Origin of the sequence: Saccharothrix sp. NRRL B-16348, assembly GCF_001280085.1 — a bacterium.
Lineage (GTDB): Bacteria > Actinomycetota > Actinomycetes > Mycobacteriales > Pseudonocardiaceae > Actinosynnema.
The window spans coordinates 1-15,793 of record NZ_LGED01000004.1 but is presented as its reverse complement, the minus strand read 5'-3'; the positions used below and the strand labels follow the sequence as shown (position 1 = coordinate 15,793).

Below are 15,793 nucleotides of genomic sequence, written 5' to 3'. Positions count from 1 at the left end.
GCACGTGAGCGGTGACCTAACGTCCGTTGGATGAAGCTCGAACTGCGGCACCTGCGGGTCGTCTGCGCGATCGCGGACGCGGGCAGCCTGTCGAAGGCGTCCTCCCTCTTAGGCCTGGCGCAACCCGCCCTCACGGCCCAACTGCACCGGATCGAGAGCCTGCTCGGCGGCAAGCTGTTCGAGCGCGACCACAAGGGCGCCCGGCCGACCGTGCTCGGCGAACTCGTGCTGGAACGGGCGCGCGTGCTGCTGCCCGCGTTCTCCCGGCTGCAGGAGGACGCGACGCGCCTGCTGGACGACACCGTGCCCGGCGACCGCTACCGGGTCGGCGCGGTGAACGGCCCGATGCTCGGCGGCCTGGTGCACCGGCTCACCGAGTCGCACCCCGGCGCGCACGTCTCCACGCAGGTGTCTTGGTCCGGCCGGGAGCTGTCCGCCATGGTCGCCGCGGGCAGGCTGGACTACGTGCTGGTCGGCGTGTGCGGCGACGCGCCGCCGCCGTCCGAGCACGGGCTGACGTGGCACGTGATCGCGGTCGACCCGGTGTTCGTGCTGCTGCCCGAGGACCACCCGTTCACCGTGTTGGAGGAGGTGGAGCTGGGTGCGCTGAAGGACATGCAGTGGGCGGTCGTGCCCGGCGACGGGTGCTTCGGCGACTGCTTCGTGGCCGCGTGCAGCCGCGCGGGTTTCACCCCGCGCACCATGTACGAGGTCGACATCAACAGCTGCATCGACCTGGCGTCGTCCGGTGACGCGGTCGCGCTGTGCCAGCCGACGTTCCGCCGCACCCCGGGCCTGGTCTCGATGCCGTTGGCGGGCGCGCCGCTGCGGTGGCGGCACCTGATCGGCTGGGACCCGGAAGGACCGGCCGCCGCGTTCGGCCCGCAGGTGCTCCGGTACGCCGCCGAGGCCTACCGGGAGACCGCCGAGCGCAACCCCCGCTACGCGGGCTGGCTGCCGGGGCACCCGGAGTACGGCGCGGTCCCGCCCCAGGCGTTGGTCTGACCGCTGGTTCCGCCGTCGGCCATCACCGCGTCTTATGACCCAAGTGGTATTACCGCGAACGGGTCCGCGGACCTACTTTCACGGGGAATCCCTGCCCTCCTTCGAGGAGAACTCCCCATGTCAGCACTGTTGAGACCCATCGCGCTCGCCGCGGCGCTCGTCGCGGCGGGGATCCTGACCCCCGCCGCCGCGCAGGCCGCGCCCGCCGGTCAGGACGCGGAGATCCTGGCCGCCGTCCAACGCGACCTCGGCCTGGACGCCGACCGGGCGCGCGCCCGGCTGGCCGCCGACGAACGCTCCGCCGACACCGCGCGCGGCCTGCGCAAGCGGCTGGACGGCCGGTTCGGCGGCGCGTGGATCGACTCGTCCGGCACGCTCACCGTCGGCGTGACCCGCGCGTCCGACGTGGACCAGGGCGGCGTGCGGACCAAGCTCGTCCAGCGCAGCGAGGGCGACCTGGACGCGGTGAAGTCCGCACTCGACGCGCACGTGGCGCGCACGCCGAAGTCCGTGCCCGGCTGGTACGTCGACCTGCCCACCAACACCGTCGTGGTCAAGTCGCACCCCGGCGGCCTCGCCGCCGCACGCGCGTTCGTCGCGTCGTCCGGCGTCTCGTCCTCGGCCGTCCGGCACGTCACCACCACCGAGGCCCCCCGCCCGCTGATCGACGTGATCGGCGGCAACGCCTACACGATCGGCAGCGGCACCCGCTGCTCGGTCGGCTTCTCCGTCAACGGCGGGTTTGTCACCGCCGGGCACTGCGGCTCGACGGGCGCGTCGACGGCCAACCCGAGCGGCACGTTCCGCGGGTCCAGCTTCCCCGGCAACGACTACGCGTGGGTGCAGGTCGCGGCGGGCAACACCCCGCGCGGCCTGGTCAACAACTACTCGGGCGGCACGGTGTCGGTCGCCGGTTCGCAGGACGCGCCGGTCGGCTCGACCGTGTGCCGCTCCGGGTCGACCACGGGCTGGCACTGCGGCACCATCCAGGCCCGCAACTCGTCGGTGACCTACCTGCAGGGCACGGTGACCGGCCTGATCCAGACCACGGTGTGCGCGGAGCCGGGCGACTCGGGCGGCTCGCTGCTGGCCGGCACGCAGGCGCAGGGCGTCACGTCCGGCGGCTCGGGCAACTGCCGCACCGGCGGCACCACGTACTTCCAGCCGGTCAACGAGATCCTCCAGGTCTACGGCCTGACCCTGGTCACCGGTGGCGGCGGCGACCCGAACCCGCCGACCGGCTGCCAGAGCTCGGAGACCACGTACACCGGCTCCCTGGCCGCGGGCGGTCAGGCGTACCAGCCGGACAACAGCTACTACCAGTCCACGGTGTCGGGCGCGCACGTCGGCTGCCTGGCCGGCCCGAGCGGCACCGACTTCGACCTCTACCTGCAGAAGTGGAACGGCAGCTCGTGGGCGGTCGTGGCCAAGGGCGACAGCCCCGCCGCGAGCGAGACGGTCGACTACAACGGCACGCCCGGCTACTACCGCTACCGAGTGCACGCGTACAGCGGCTCCGGCAGCTACACGCTCGGGGTCACGAACCCCTAACCCGGGGGAAGAAGCCGCCGCGGGACCGTGTCGCCCTTAACGTCTCCCCGACACGGTCCCGCGCGGCCCACGTTCCGCCACGGGGGCGGGCGGCCCCGCGGTTCCGGTACCCCGACCCCGGACCCGCGGGGCTCTCACCAACGCCCACGCACCGCTTCCGCCTCGGGGTGGCCGATCCGGGTGAGCGGACAACGTGCGGTAGGACCACACTCGTCCGCGCAGTCAGTGTGCCTCGATCGGGTGGGGTGGGGACACGGAGCGTCAGTCACCTGATCGAGCGGTCAAGGGTGGGGGCGGTTTCGGTCGATGGGGAGTAGGTCAACTTGCAGGTCCCCAACCAGGTTAGGAAAACCGTGTCCGGATACCGCACGCGCGGACTCCTGCGTGCCGCCGCCCTGCTCGCCGTTGGTACTTCTCCGCTGCTCGCCTCCGCGGCCTCCGCGGCCGAGGGGCCGACCGAGATCGTGGACGGCACCGTCGGCAAGATCGGCAACGCCCCCGAGGTCGGTCTCGACGCGACCAGGCCCGTCACCGACCTGCTCAGCGGTCAGGCGGTGAAGCTGCCCGCGCCGCTGCCCGGCGGCACGTCGGACGTCACGGCGCCCAAGGTGGCCGCACCGGCCGCGCTGAAGGCGCCCGCCGCGCCCCCGCTGCCGTTCGTGGGCGACGTCCTCGCGCCGCAGTCCCGCGCCCTGCCCGAAATGCCGGAGCTGCCGGTGAGGCCGCCGATCTCGGGCCCGAGCGAGATGCCCGACCTGACCGGTGAGCTCGGCAAGCTGCCGGTGCCGCTGGGCTAAGTCGCGGAAGTGGGCGGGCGGGGTAGCTGAGGATCCCGCTCGCCCATCTCCTGCACCAGCAACGCCACGTACAGCGAGAGCACGGACTCCGGGTCCTCCAACGACACCCCGAGCACCTGCTCGATCCGGCTCAACTGCTGGTAGTACGCCGTGCGGGAGAGGTGCGCGGCGGCTGCCGCGGCCGACTTGTTGCCCCCGTGCTCGCAGAAGCACCGCAGCAGCTCCACCAGCCGGGTCCCCTGGTTGGCGTCCCGCGACAGCAGCGTCCCCAGCTCACGGTCCGCGAACGCGACCACCCGCTCGTCCTCGCGCAACAGGTGCAGCAGGCCGCGCAGCCGCACGTCGTCCAGCCGGTGGTACAGCTTGGTCCCCGGCGACCGCAGCGCCGCACCCGCCACGTGCGCCGCCTCGCCCAACGACCGCCGCACGTCCGGCAACGCGGTCACGGTCGTGCCGACGGCCACCACCACGGGCAACGCGTGCTGCGCCTCCGCCGCCCGCCGATGCACCTCCCGCGCCAACCGCCGCAGCACACCGTCCAGCCCGGCCTGCGGCGGCAGCGACAGCAACGCCCGCACGCTGGTGTCGTCCACGACGCCGACGAGCGCGGGCACGGTCACCCGCCGTGCCGCCAACGCCGTCGCCTCGGCCAGGTCGCGCAGCACCTCCTGCGAGGCCAACGCCTGCGCGGGCACGCTCGCCGTGCCCGGCCGGATCGCCACCCCGACGAGCTGCCGCCGTTCCAGCGGCACGCCGAGCGCCGCCGCCCGCGTCGGCAGGTCGTGCGGCGGCTGCCCGAGCAGCTGGGTGAGCAACGTCCGGTGCGTCTGCCGTTCCAACGACTCCCGGTCCCGCGCCACCAGCCGGTGCACGGCCAACGCCGACGCGGCGCGTTCGGCCACCACGACGTGCCGGTGCGGCGGCGGCTCGGGCGACAGCAGCACCAGCCGCCCCCAGTCCGCGCCACGCGCCCCGACCACCGTCACCAGCCACCCGGCCTGCTCGTGGTACGCGGTCCGCTCCGGCACGGCCACCGCCCGTGACCGCTGGCCCCAGTCGGCCAGCAGCGCGGTCGGGTCCTGACCGGCCGCGTCGTAGGCCAGCACCTCGTGCCCCAACGTCTCCAGCACCACCGGCAGCCCCGCCGTCCGGGCCACCTCGCGCAGCACCTCGGCGGGCTCCGCACCGGCCACGGTCAACGCGGTGAACGCCTCGTGCACCTGCTCGGCCGCCCGCAGCTCGGCCAGCTGCGCGTCCACGATCAGCGACACCACGGCCTCGGTCACCGACACGAACCGGGTCTCCCGCGCCAACGTGACCAGCGGCAGCTCGTGCTGCTCGGCGGCGGCCACCAGCGCGCCCGGCACCTCGTCGCTCCACCGCCGCACCAGCTCCACGACCAGCCCGGACGCGCCGACCGATGCCAGGTCGGCGACGTAGCGGCGCAGCCCGTCCGGGTCGTCGGGCAACGCGATGCCGGTGGTCAGCACGAGCTCGCCGCCGCGCAGCAGGTGTGCAATGTCGGCCACCTCGGCGACGTGCACCCACCGCACCCGGCGGCCCATCCCGGCCGCGCCCGCGACCACGGCCGGCTTGCCGCGCCGGACCACGGGCAGGGCCAGCGCTTCGGCGACCGTCGGGTACATGGACACAACGTAATCCGCCGCGCGGGAAAGCGGTACAGGTTGTCCATGGCGGCCCTCCGCACCGCCGACCACACTCCATCCAGGGACTACGACCGGAGGACGCGATGGGACACGAGGAGTTGCTGGCCCGGCACCGCGCGGTGATGCCCGACTGGATGGCCCTCTACTACGAGCAGCCGATCGAGCTGGCGAGCGCGAGCGGACGCCGCGTCACCGACCGTGAAGGCCGCACCTACCTGGACTTCTTCGCCGGCATCCTGACCAACGCGGTCGGCTACGACGTCGCCGAGATCTCCGACGCGATCCGCTCCCAGCTCTCGACCGGCGTGCTGCACAGCTCCACGCTCTACCTGATCCGCTCGCAGGTCGAGCTGGCCGAGAAGATCGCCGAGCTGTCCGGCATCCCGGACGCCAAGGTGTTCTTCACCAACTCCGGCACCGAGGCCAACGAGACGGCGCTCATGCTGGCCACCCAGTTCCGCCGCAGCGACCAGGTCCTCGCGCTGCGCAACTCCTACCACGGCCGGGCGTTCGCCACGGTCGCGATCACCGGCAACCGGGGCTGGTCGGCGTCCTCGCTCAGCCCGGTCAAGGTCAGCTGGGTGCACGGCGGCTACCGGTTCCGCAGCCCGTTCAAGGGCTTGTCGGACGCCGACTACGTCAAGGCGTGCGTGGCGGACCTGCGCGAGGTGATCGAGACGACGACGGCGGGCGACGTGGCGTGCATGATCGCCGAGCCGATCCAGGGCGTCGGCGGGTTCTCCTCGCCGCCGGACGGGTTGTTCGGCGCGTTCAAGGAAGTGCTGGACGAGTACGGCATCCTGTTCGTCTCCGACGAGGTGCAGACCGGATGGGGGCGCACCGGGGAGCACTTTTGGGGCATCCAGTCACACGGCGTGACGCCCGACGCGATGACGTTCGCCAAGGGCCTCGGCAACGGTCTCGCGATCGGCGGCGTGGTCGCGCGCGGCGACCTGATGGACTGCCTCACGGCCAACTCGCTGTCCACGTTCGGAGGCAATCCGATCGCCACGACCGGCGCCCTGGCCACGTTGAACTACCTGCTCGACCACGACCTGCAGGCCAACGCCGCCAAGCTCGGCGAACGGCTGATCGACGGGCTGCGCGACATCGCGGCGGACCGGCCGGCGGTCGGCGACGTGCGCGGCAAGGGCTTGATGATCGGCATCGAGCTGGTGGGCGCCGATGGCGCGCCGGACGCGGCGAGGGCGGTCGCCGTGCTGGAGGGCACGCGGGAACGCGGGCTGCTGGTCGGCAAGGGCGGCCTGTACGGCAACGTCATCCGCCTCGCGCCGCCGATGACGTTGACCGAGGACGAGGTCGAGGAAGCGCTCGGCATTCTGGAGGACGTGCTGTGAAGACGATCGGGCACTGGATCGGCGGCAAGCCGTGGCAGGGCGAGAGCGCGCGCTCCGGCGACGTGTACGACCCGGCGACGGGACAGGTGGCCGGCCAGGTCGGCTTCGCCGATGAGTCCACTGTGGACGAGGCGGTGGCGGCGGCGCGCGAGGCGTTCGAGTCGTGGCGCAACGCGTCGCTGGCGCAGCGGTCGAACGTGATGTTCGCGTTCCGCGAGCTGCTCAACGCCCGCAAGGGCGAGCTGGCCGCGATCGTCACCGCCGAGCACGGCAAGGTGCTGTCCGACGCGGCGGGGGAGGTGCAGCGCGCGCTGGAGGCCGTGGAGTTCGCGTGCGGCATCCCGCACCTGCTCAAGGGCGGGTTCAGCGAGAACGCGTCGACGCGGGTCGACGTGTACTCGATCCAGCAGCCGCTGGGCGTGGTCGGCGTGATCTCGCCGTTCAACTTCCCGGCCATGGTGCCGCTGTGGTTCGTGCCGAACGCGATCGCGTGCGGCAACGCGGTGGTGCTCAAGCCGTCGGAGAAGGACCCGTCGGCGGCGAACTTCATCGCGGAGCTGTTCGCCGAGGCCGGGTTGCCCGACGGCGTGCTGAACGTCGTGCACGGCGACAAGGTCGCGGTCGACCGGCTCCTGGAGCACCCGGACGTGAAGGCCGTGTCGTTCGTGGGGTCGACACCGATCGCGCGGTACGTCTACGAGACCGGCACGCGGCACGGCAAGCGCGTGCAGGCGTTGGGCGGCGCGAAGAACCACATGGTCGTGCTGCCGGACGCGGACCTGGACCTGGCGGCGGACGCGGCGGTGTCGGCCGGGTTCGGCTCGGCGGGCGAGCGGTGCATGGCGATCTCGGTCGTGGTCGCGGTGGACCCGGTCGGCGACGAGCTGGTGTCGAAGATCGTGGACCGGATCCGGGAGCTGCACGTCGGTGACGGCCGCCGCCCGGGCTGCGAGATGGGGCCGTTGGTCACGGGTGCGCACCGCGATCGTGTGGTGTCCTATGTGGACGCCGGTGTGTCCGAGGGCGCGTCGCTGGTGGTGGACGGGCGGTCGCATGAGATCGACGGTGCGGCGGAGGGGTTCTGGCTCGGGCCGACGCTGTTCGACCACGTCGGCGCGGACATGGCGATCTACCGGGACGAGATCTTCGGGCCGGTGCTGTCGGTGCTGCGGGTGGCGAAGTACGACGACGCGCTGGATGTGGTGAACGCCAACCCGTACGGCAACGGCACCGCGATCTTCACCAACGACGGCGGCGCGGCGCGGCGGTTCCAGAACGAGGTCGAGGTCGGCATGGTGGGGGTGAACGTGCCCATCCCGGTGCCGGTGGCGTACTACTCGTTCGGCGGGTGGAAGGACTCGCTGTTCGGCGACTCGCACGCGTACGGGCCCGAGGGCGTGCACTTCTTCACCCGCACGAAGGCCGTCACGGGCCGGTGGCTCGACCCGTCGCACGGTGGCGTGAACCTGGGCTTCCCGCAGAACACGTAAGACCTGACCGAGCCGCGCGTGTCCTACGTTCAGAACGCGCGTGTCCTACGTTCAGGTCGGGCATGTCCTACGTTCAGAACGCGCGTGTCGAACGTTCAGGTTGGGCGTGTCGAACGCTCGGGTTGGGCGTGTCGAACGTTGAGAGTGCGAGAGTCCTACGTTCGTGGGGCGAGAGTCCTACGTTCGGAGTGTGTGAGTTCAACGCTCAGGTCCGGCTCGATTTGACATGGGGCCCTTACGGGCACTCCAGGCAGGCCAAAGCCGGCAGGCCCGGCGGGGTAAAGCGTCCAAAGCCGGCAGGCCCGGCGGGGTAAAGCGTCCCGCCAGGCCTGCCGGCTTCGACCAGCCTAAAGCACCCGAACCCATGTCAAATCGGGCCTCGGTGGGGGTGTGGCGGGTCCGTTGTGCGGCTGTTGGGTGAGGGCTAGGTGGGTGGTGGGCGGGTGGTTGGGAGAGGTGGTGTGTGGCTCAGTGTTGTGCGGCTAGGGCTTGGGGGAGTGGGTCGTAGCGGCTGAAGTGGCGGGTGTAGGTGCCGGTGCCGGAGGTCAGTGAGCGCAGTTCGACGGCGTAGCGGAGCAGTTCGGTGGCGGGTACCTCGGCGCGGATCACGGTGTAGCCGGGGGTTTCCGCCTCGGTGCCGAGTACGCGGCCGCGGCGACTGGACAGGTCGCCGAGGACGGTGCCGAGGTGGTCGTCAGGCAGGCGGACGGTCACCTCGTCGACGGGTTCGAGCAGGCACGTCTTGCCGTTGGCGGCGGCTTCCTTCAAGGCAAGTGCGCCGGCGGTTTGGAAGGCGGCGTCGGATGAGTCGACAGAGTGGGCCTTGCCGTCGACCAGGGTGACGCGGACGTCGACCACGGGGTGTCCGCCTTGGAGGCCGCGTTCGAGTTGGGCACGCACGCCCTTCTCGACGCTCGGGATGAACTGGTTCGGTACGGCGCCGCCGACGATCTTGTCCACGAACTCGAAGCCGGAGCCGCGGGGCAAGGGGTCGACGATGATGTCGCAGACGGCGTACTGGCCGTGGCCGCCGGACTGCTTCACGTGCCGACCGTGGCCCTTGGCCTGGCTCGCGAAGGTCTCGCGCAACGCCACCCGCACCGGCTCGGTGTCGACCTCGGCGCCGCCCGCGCGCAACCGCGCCAGCACGACGTCCGCGTGCGCCTCGCCCATGCACCACAGCACCAGCTGGTGCGTCTCGGCGTTGCGTTCGAGCCGCAACGTCGGGTCGCCGGCCACCAGCTTGCCGAGGTTGCGTGCCAGGTTGTCCTCGTCGCTGCGGCTGCGTGGGACGACGGCGACCGGCAGCAGTGGTTCCGGCATCTCCCACGGTGCCACCAGTAGAGGCTTCTCCGGGGCGGACACCGTGTCGCCGGTTTCGGCGGAGCCCAGCTTGGTCAACGCGCACAGGTCGCCCGCCACGCAGTACGGCACCTCGCGCAGGTTCGCGCCCAACGGCGAGTAGACGTGCGCCACCCGTTCGTCCACGTCGTGGTCCTCGTGACCGCGGTCGGCCATGCCGTGGCCCGACACGTGCACCGGGCGTTCGGGGCGCAGCGTTCCGGAGAACACGCGCACCAGCGACACGCGGCCCACGTACGAGTCGACCGCCGTGCGCACGACCTCGGCCACGAGCGGGCCGTTCGGGTCGGCTTCCAGGCGCGGCTGGGGGATGCCGTCCACGCCGGTCACGTCGGGCAGCGGGTGTTCCAGGGGTGAGGGGAACGCGCGGGCGATGCCGTCGAGCAGTTCCGGCAGGCCGACGCCGGTCAGCGCGCACACCGGCATCACCGGGTGGAACGAGCCGCGCGCGACCGCCGTCTCCAGGTCCGCGACGAGCGTCGCCTGGTCGACCTCCTCGCCGCCGAGGTAGCGGTCCATCAGGGTCTCGTCCTCGCTCTCCGCGATGATCCCCTCGATGAGCGCGTTGCGCTCCTCCTCGAAGCGGGGGTCGTCGGTGGTGAGCAGGTTGACCAGCCCGTCGCCGTCCGGCAGGTACAGCGGCACGACGCCGGCGCCGAACGCCTCCTGGCACGAGGCGATCTCGCCCGGCACGTCGGCGCGCTGGTGGTCGGTGCGGGCGACCACGACCGCCCGCGGCATGCCGACCATCGCGCACTCCTCCCACAGCGCCACCGTGGCCGGGTCCACGCCTTCCGCCGCGCTGACCACGAACAACGCCGCGTCGGCGGCGCGCAGGCCGGCGCGCAGCTCGCCCACGAAGTCCGCGTAACCGGGCGTGTCGATGAGGTTGATCTTGATGTCGCCGTGCTGGATGGGTGCGACGGCGAGCCCGACCGACCGCTGCTGGCGCACCGCGGCGGGGTCGTGGTCGCACACCGTGTTGCCCTCGGTGACGGATCCTGGTCGGGTCAGCACGCCGGTGCTGGCGAGCAGGGCCTCGGCGAGCGTCGTCTTGCCGGAGCCGGACGGGCCGACCAGCACGACGTTGCGGACCTTGGCCGGGTCGTCCACAGCGACCGCGCCTGCCGAGTGGCCGTTGTCGGAGTGTTTGCTGCCCATTGGGACCACCCTCCACAAGTATTTAGTGTTCGATCTCACACCCGTGGGGCGCGGGGGACAACCCCAAGTGGCCACACCCAACCCGGCAGGAGGAATCCGGGCGGAGGTCGCGACCACGTCGGCCGCACGTCGCCGTGTCGCGGGGTGGCGTACGCCACTACCTGCGAAGGGAGGGCAAGTGGCCTGCCGAGAACGTGCCTGATTGGCATGCTTCGGCGGTCCACGTCGGCCGTACCATGGTGGTGTTCGCCCCCTACTTCGAGAAAGGCTGGTCGTGACCACTTCACCCGACGCCGGCACCCAGGTCACCGGCACTTCCCGCGTCAAGCGGGGCATGGCGGAGATGCTCAAGGGCGGCGTGATCATGGACGTGGTCAACGCCGAGCAGGCCAAGATCGCCGAGGACGCGGGCGCCGTCGCCGTCATGGCGCTGGAGCGCGTGCCCGCCGACATCCGCGCGCAGGGCGGCGTGTCCCGGATGAGCGACCCGGACATGATCGACGGCATCATCGAGGCCGTGTCGATCCCGGTGATGGCCAAGGCCCGCATCGGCCACTTCGTCGAGGCGCAGGTCCTGCAGTCCCTCGGTGTCGACTACATCGACGAGTCCGAGGTGCTGACCCCGGCCGACTACGCCAACCACATCGACAAGTGGCAGTTCACCGTGCCGTTCGTGTGCGGTGCGACGAACCTGGGCGAGGCGCTGCGCCGCATCACCGAGGGCGCGGCGATGATCCGCTCCAAGGGCGAAGCCGGCACCGGTGACGTCTCGAACGCCACGACGCACATGCGAAAGATCCGCGCGGAACTCCGGCGGCTGCAGAACCTGCCCGTCGACGAGCTGTACGTCGCGGCGAAGGAGCTCCAAGCGCCGTACGAGCTGGTCCGCGAGGTCGCCGAGGCGGGCAAGCTGCCGGTCGTCCTGTTCACCGCGGGCGGCATCGCCACGCCGGCCGACGCGGCGATGATGATGCAGCTCGGCGCGGAGGGCGTGTTCGTCGGTTCCGGCATCTTCAAGTCCGGCAACCCGGCGCAGCGCGCCGAGGCGATCGTGAAGGCGACGACGTTCTACGACGACCCGGACGTGATCGCGAAGGTGTCGCGCGGCCTCGGTGAGGCGATGGTCGGCATCAACGTGGACGAGATCCCGGAGCCCCACCGCCTGGCCGAGCGCGGCTGGTAATCCCTGACGTGAGCGCGGCCCGCCGGACTTCCGGCGGGCCGCTGCCCGTTCACCGGGAGCCGGGCGTCGTCGGCTGGTCGGCCAACCTGACCAGCGAGTCGCGCAAGTACCCGCTGAGCGTGGTGCCCTGCGCCTTCGCGCGGGCTCGGAGGACTTCGATCACTTCGGTGGGCACGCTGCGGATGTGCACCCGCTGGGTCGGCTGATCGCTCATGTCGGAGTTCATCGGTCGACCGGCGGCCCGCCTGAATCGCTCGAACGTGTGTTCTAGACGTGCTCCGAGACCAGTAGGGCGGTGGTTCCCGGTTCGAGCGCCTGGGCCGTGTGCGGTACGTCCCCGGGGTAGAGCAGGTAGTCGCCCGGGCCCAGCTCGACAGGCTCGGTCCGCGGGCCGGCGAGCATGCGGCCCGCGCTGACGATCACGTGCTCCACGGTTCCCGGCATGTGCGGCTCGGACTCGCGGGCCGGGCCCGGCTCCAGCTGGAGCAGGTAGATGTCACGCCGGGCGCCCGGCGGGCAGGACGCCAGCAAGGTGGCGGTGTAGTGCGCGCGTTCCGAGTAGATCGCCGGGCCCTCGCCCGCGCGGATCACCCGGACCCGCGGCGTCGGCGGGTCGACCAGGCGCGAGAACGGCACGCCCAGTGCCACGCCCAGCGCCCACAGGGTCTCCACGCTCGGGTTCCCGCTCGCCGACTCCAGCTGGGACAGGGTGGACTTCGCGATCCCCGCCCGCTTGGCCAGCTCGCTCAACGACAGCCCGACGCGTTCGCGCTCACGGCGCAGCGAGGCGGCGATGACGTCGAGCGGCGCGCCGCTGTTCGACGCCCCTGTGTTCGACATGACAGTCCAATCGTTCGGCTTGACGAACGCCGTGCCCGGTGTTCATTGTAAAAGACGATGCGTTCGACATGGCGAACCCTTGATGCCGAGCTGCTGCGTGACGTCACCGCGGTGGCCGCCGGCGCCGCGGTCAGCGGCGCCTCGTTCGGCGCGATCTCCACCGGCGCGGGCCTGCCCTGGTGGCTGCCCGTGGTGATGTCGCTGCTGGTCTTCGCGGGCGGCTCGCAGTTCATGGCGGTCGGGGTGGTCGCCGCGGGCGGCAGCCCGGCCGCGGCGGTGCTGGCCGGTCTCCTGCTCAACGTCCGCCACCTGCCGTTCGGTTTGGCGGTCGGCGACGTGCTGGGCAAGGGCCTGCTGCCACGGCTCGTCGGCAGCCACCTGCTGATCGACGAGACGACGGCCTTCGCGCTGGCCCAGAGCGACCCGCGCAAGGCCAAGGCCGCCTACTGGTCGTGCGGCGTCGCGCTGTTCATCTCCTGGAACGTCGCCGTGCTCGCGGGCGCGCTGGTCGGCCAGAACATCGGCGACCCGGGCGCGTTCGGGCTGGACGCGGCGTTCCCCGCGGCCCTGCTCGCGCTCCTGCTGCCCGCCCTCAAGGACAAGGCCACCCGGCACGCCGCCCTGCTCGGCGCGGCCATCGCCCTGGCCACCACTCCGTTCCTGCCCGCCGGCGTCCCGGTGCTGTTCGCCCTGGGCGGCCTGCTGGTCACCGCACGACAGGAGGTGAAGCCGTGACGCTGACCGCCGTCCTGGTGCTCGCCGCGGGCACCTACGCGTTCCGCCTGGCCGGACCGCTGCTGCGGGACCGCCTCAAGCTCTCCGACCGGGTCAAGCTGCTGATGTCCACCTCGGCGACCGTCCTGCTGTTCGCGCTGGTCGCGACGGCCTCGTTGACGAAGGGCCAGGGTTTCGCGGGCCTCGCCCTGCCGATCGGCGTCCTGGTCGCGGGCATCGCGGCGTGGCGCAAGGCGCCCTTCGTCGTGGTGGTCGTGCTGGCCGCCGTGACGACCGCCGGCCTGCGGTTCGTCGGCGTGTCCTAGAGGTACTCGCTCAACCGCCCGGCGAGCCTGCGACGGTCCTGCGTCGTGGCGAAGTCCGGCTCGGCGCCGCCCGACTTGCCCGCCAGCACGTCGTCGACGAACCGCGCCACCTCGTCCGGCGGCGGCACGAGCGGCAGGCCGAGGTGCGCCACGACGACCGGCTTCTCGGTCGGGTCCGTCTCCACCGCGATCGACCAGCCGCGCCGCTCGTTCCACAGCAGCATCAGGTCACGTCCCGGCCCCTCCAGGCCGAGGTAGGCGGTGGCGGTGTCGCTGACCTCGAACTCGGTGCCCTCGGGTGGCACGCCGATCTCCTCGGCCACCGCTCGCACGTACCGGGCCAGTCCGAGGCTGATCAGCGCACTGTCGTCCATACCTCTCATTCTGGACCTTTACCCGCGCTCCGGACCTCTCACCCGGCGATCGGCGCCGTGAGCCACGTCTCGGGGATGCCGAACGCGTCCACCAGCGTGCGCGCGTGCGGGCGCAGCCTTCCGCACAGCTCGTTCACCGCCTGCGACACCGCCTTCGCCCGCTGCGGTGTGAGCCGGCCGTGCTCCAGGAACCACGCCCGGTCCGCCTCGATCGTGCTCAACGCGTACAAGTCGCACACCTCGTCCAGCAGCGCCTTCGCCTCCACGTCCGCACACCGGTCCACCGCCGCCACGAACGCCTCCAGCACCACCCGGTCCACGTGGACGCGCGCGGCGTGCAGCACGTGGTCCTGCGCCGCGTTGAACACGTCGAACGCGTCGTCCCGCGACGCTCGCCGCAACCGCCGCGCCAACCCCTCCAGCACGTGCTTCTCGCGGTCCTCGAACTGCCGCACCTGCCAGCCCCGGTCCAGCAACGCGTCCGAACTCCCCGACACCAGCCGGTCGATGATCGCCCGCGCCGCCGTCCGCTCGATCACCACACCCACCGCCTGGTCGGCCACGAACCGCACCATGCCCCACGGGTCCAGGTCGCCGACGTGGTCGCGATAACTGGTCAGCAGCCCCTTCGCGACCAACTGCAGCAGCACCGTGTTGTCGCCCTCGAACGTCGTGAACACATCGGTGTCCGCCTTCAGCCCGGCGATCAGGTTCTCCGACAGGTACCCGGCCCCACCGCACGCCTCCCGACACGTCTGGATCGTCCGCGTGGCGTGCCACGTCGCCACCGCCTTCAACCCCGCCGCCCGCGACTCCAACTCCCGCTGCCCCCGGTCGCCGGACACGTCGTGCAACGCCGACACGAGCTCCTCCTGCGCGAAGTGCAACGCGTACGACGTCGCCAACGCCGGCAACAACCTCCGCTGGTGCGCCAAGTAGTCGAGCACCACCACTTCCTCGCCCGTGTCGGGCCGGGTGAACTGCCGCCGCGCCTCGCCGTACCGAACGGCCAACGCCAACGCCTTCTTCGTCGCACTCCCGGCCCCACCGGCCACACTGATCCGCCCGCGCACCAACGTGCCGAGCATCGTGAAGAACCGCCTGCCCTCACCCTCGATCGGACTGGAGTACGTCCCGTCCGGCGCGACGTCCCCGTACCGGTTGAGCAGGTTCTCCCGAGGCACCCGAACCCGCTCGAACGACAACCGCCCGTTGTCCACGCCGTTCAACCCGGCCTTCGGCCCGCAGTCCTCGATCCGCACGCCCGGCATCGGCGCGCCGTCCGCATCCCGGATCGGCACGAGCACCGCGTGCACGCCATGCGTCACGCCACCCGTCACCAACTGCGCGAACACCACCGCCATCCGCCCGTCCCGCGCCGCGTTGCCGATGTAGTCCTTGCGCGCCGACGGATCCGGCGTATCAACGACGAACTCCTCCGTGTCCGGGTCATAGGTAGCCGTGGTCCGCAAGTGCTGCACATCCGACCCGTGCCCGGTCTCGGTCATCGCGAAGCAACCGGGCAACTCCAAACTCATGATCGCCCGCAGATACCGCTCGTGGTGCTCCACAGTCCCCAACGCCTGCACCGCACCACCGAACAACCCCCACTGCACACCCGCCTTCACCATCAAAGACAGATCGCCGAACCCAAGCACCTCGAACGCCACCACCGACCCACCGACATCATCCCGCCCGCCGTACGCCGCCGGGAACCCGATCAACGGATGCCCACCATCGGCCAACGCGTGCAACTGCTCGAACACCCAAGCCCGATACTCCTCGCGCTCCAGCTCACCAACGGGCTTCACCTCACCAAGCAACTCCAACGCCCCCCGCCGCAACACCCCCCACCGCCCATCAAGCAACCCACGCAACGCCCCGACAACTCCACCCTCAGCAATCCCCATACCCCCTTGCTAACACACCTCCACCCCACCGGCCCGCCAACCCACCCCCACCCAC

The 15,793-nt window shown here is 71.5% G+C and carries 14 protein-coding genes; 8 read left to right on the top strand and 6 right to left on the bottom strand.

The features are described 5' to 3' along the window. Positions 1 to 30 precede the first annotated feature (30 nt). From ADK67_RS03140 to ADK67_RS03130, 3 genes are all read left to right on the top strand, one after another. Positions 31 to 1,005, top strand: a complete 975-nt coding sequence (locus ADK67_RS03140) for a LysR family transcriptional regulator (protein WP_053714852.1) — start codon at positions 31 to 33, stop codon at positions 1,003 to 1,005. A gap of 117 nt (positions 1,006 to 1,122) precedes the next feature. Continuing rightward, complete coding sequence (locus ADK67_RS03135) at positions 1,123 to 2,556, top strand: S1 family peptidase (protein ID WP_053714851.1); 1,434 nt, start codon at positions 1,123 to 1,125, stop codon at positions 2,554 to 2,556. Between the two features lie 353 nt (positions 2,557 to 2,909). Continuing rightward, positions 2,910 to 3,353, top strand: coding sequence for a hypothetical protein (locus ADK67_RS03130; protein ID WP_053714850.1), 444 nt, complete (start codon positions 2,910 to 2,912; stop codon positions 3,351 to 3,353). Here ADK67_RS03130 and ADK67_RS03125 read toward each other — a convergent pair. Next, positions 3,350 to 4,999, bottom strand: coding sequence for a PucR family transcriptional regulator (locus tag ADK67_RS03125; RefSeq protein WP_053714866.1), 1,650 nt, complete (start codon positions 4,997 to 4,999; stop codon positions 3,350 to 3,352). The two genes, ADK67_RS03130 and ADK67_RS03125, sit on opposite strands and share 4 nt — an antisense overlap. A 104-nt stretch (positions 5,000 to 5,103) precedes the next feature. On the opposite strand from ADK67_RS03125, the gene ADK67_RS03120 reads away from it, so the two are divergent. Both ADK67_RS03120 and ADK67_RS03115 read left to right on the top strand, forming a co-directional pair. Further along, the gene (locus ADK67_RS03120) at positions 5,104 to 6,378 is read left to right on the top strand and encodes an aspartate aminotransferase family protein (RefSeq protein ID WP_053714849.1); all 1,275 of its coding nucleotides are present in this window, start codon (positions 5,104 to 5,106) and stop codon (positions 6,376 to 6,378) included. Next, complete coding sequence (locus tag ADK67_RS03115) at positions 6,375 to 7,868, top strand: CoA-acylating methylmalonate-semialdehyde dehydrogenase (RefSeq protein WP_053714848.1); 1,494 nt, start codon at positions 6,375 to 6,377, stop codon at positions 7,866 to 7,868. Before ADK67_RS03120 ends, ADK67_RS03115 begins: the two co-directional genes overlap by 4 nt. A gap of 468 nt (positions 7,869 to 8,336) precedes the next feature. On the opposite strand, the gene ADK67_RS03110 is transcribed toward ADK67_RS03115, so the two are convergent. Continuing rightward, the gene (locus tag ADK67_RS03110) at positions 8,337 to 10,391 is read right to left on the bottom strand and encodes an elongation factor G-like protein EF-G2 (RefSeq protein ID WP_053714847.1); all 2,055 of its coding nucleotides are present in this window, start codon (positions 10,389 to 10,391) and stop codon (positions 8,337 to 8,339) included. 274 nt (positions 10,392 to 10,665) lie between these two features. Here ADK67_RS03110 and pdxS point away from each other — a divergent pair, with 274 nt between their 5' ends. After that, entirely contained in the window at positions 10,666 to 11,574 is a 909-nt protein-coding gene (gene pdxS, locus ADK67_RS03105) for a pyridoxal 5'-phosphate synthase lyase subunit PdxS (protein ID WP_197289253.1), read from the top strand. A 49-nt stretch (positions 11,575 to 11,623) separates the two neighbouring features. On the opposite strand, the gene ADK67_RS50385 is transcribed toward pdxS, so the two are convergent. Both ADK67_RS50385 and ADK67_RS03100 read right to left on the bottom strand, forming a co-directional pair. Then, the gene (locus ADK67_RS50385; protein ID WP_157619869.1) at positions 11,624 to 11,788 is read right to left on the bottom strand and encodes a hypothetical protein; all 165 of its coding nucleotides are present in this window, start codon (positions 11,786 to 11,788) and stop codon (positions 11,624 to 11,626) included. A 53-nt stretch (positions 11,789 to 11,841) separates the two neighbouring features. Further along, positions 11,842 to 12,414 (bottom strand): helix-turn-helix domain-containing protein, encoded by a 573-nt coding sequence (locus ADK67_RS03100; RefSeq protein ID WP_053714846.1) that lies wholly within the window; start codon positions 12,412 to 12,414, stop codon positions 11,842 to 11,844. Between the two features lie 57 nt (positions 12,415 to 12,471). Between ADK67_RS03100 and ADK67_RS03095 the strand changes: the two genes are divergently transcribed. Beyond that, positions 12,472 to 13,149, top strand: a complete 678-nt coding sequence (locus ADK67_RS03095) for an AzlC family ABC transporter permease (RefSeq protein WP_053714845.1) — start codon at positions 12,472 to 12,474, stop codon at positions 13,147 to 13,149. Then, the gene (locus ADK67_RS03090) at positions 13,146 to 13,454 is read left to right on the top strand and encodes an AzlD domain-containing protein (protein ID WP_053714844.1); all 309 of its coding nucleotides are present in this window, start codon (positions 13,146 to 13,148) and stop codon (positions 13,452 to 13,454) included. The genes ADK67_RS03095 and ADK67_RS03090 overlap by 4 nt, the downstream gene beginning before the upstream one ends. On the opposite strand, the gene ADK67_RS03085 is transcribed toward ADK67_RS03090, so the two are convergent. Both ADK67_RS03085 and ADK67_RS03080 read right to left on the bottom strand, forming a co-directional pair. Continuing rightward, positions 13,451 to 13,828: a DUF6292 family protein gene (locus tag ADK67_RS03085; RefSeq protein WP_053714843.1), complete on the bottom strand. Its 378-nt coding sequence runs from the start codon at positions 13,826 to 13,828 to the stop codon at positions 13,451 to 13,453. The genes ADK67_RS03090 and ADK67_RS03085 overlap by 4 nt on opposite strands. 38 nt (positions 13,829 to 13,866) lie before the next feature. Next, positions 13,867 to 15,738 carry an acyl-CoA dehydrogenase family protein gene (locus ADK67_RS03080; RefSeq protein ID WP_053714842.1) on the bottom strand — a complete coding sequence of 624 codons (1,872 nt, stop codon included), beginning with the start codon at positions 15,736 to 15,738 and terminating at the stop codon, positions 13,867 to 13,869. Positions 15,739 to 15,793 lie beyond the last annotated feature (55 nt).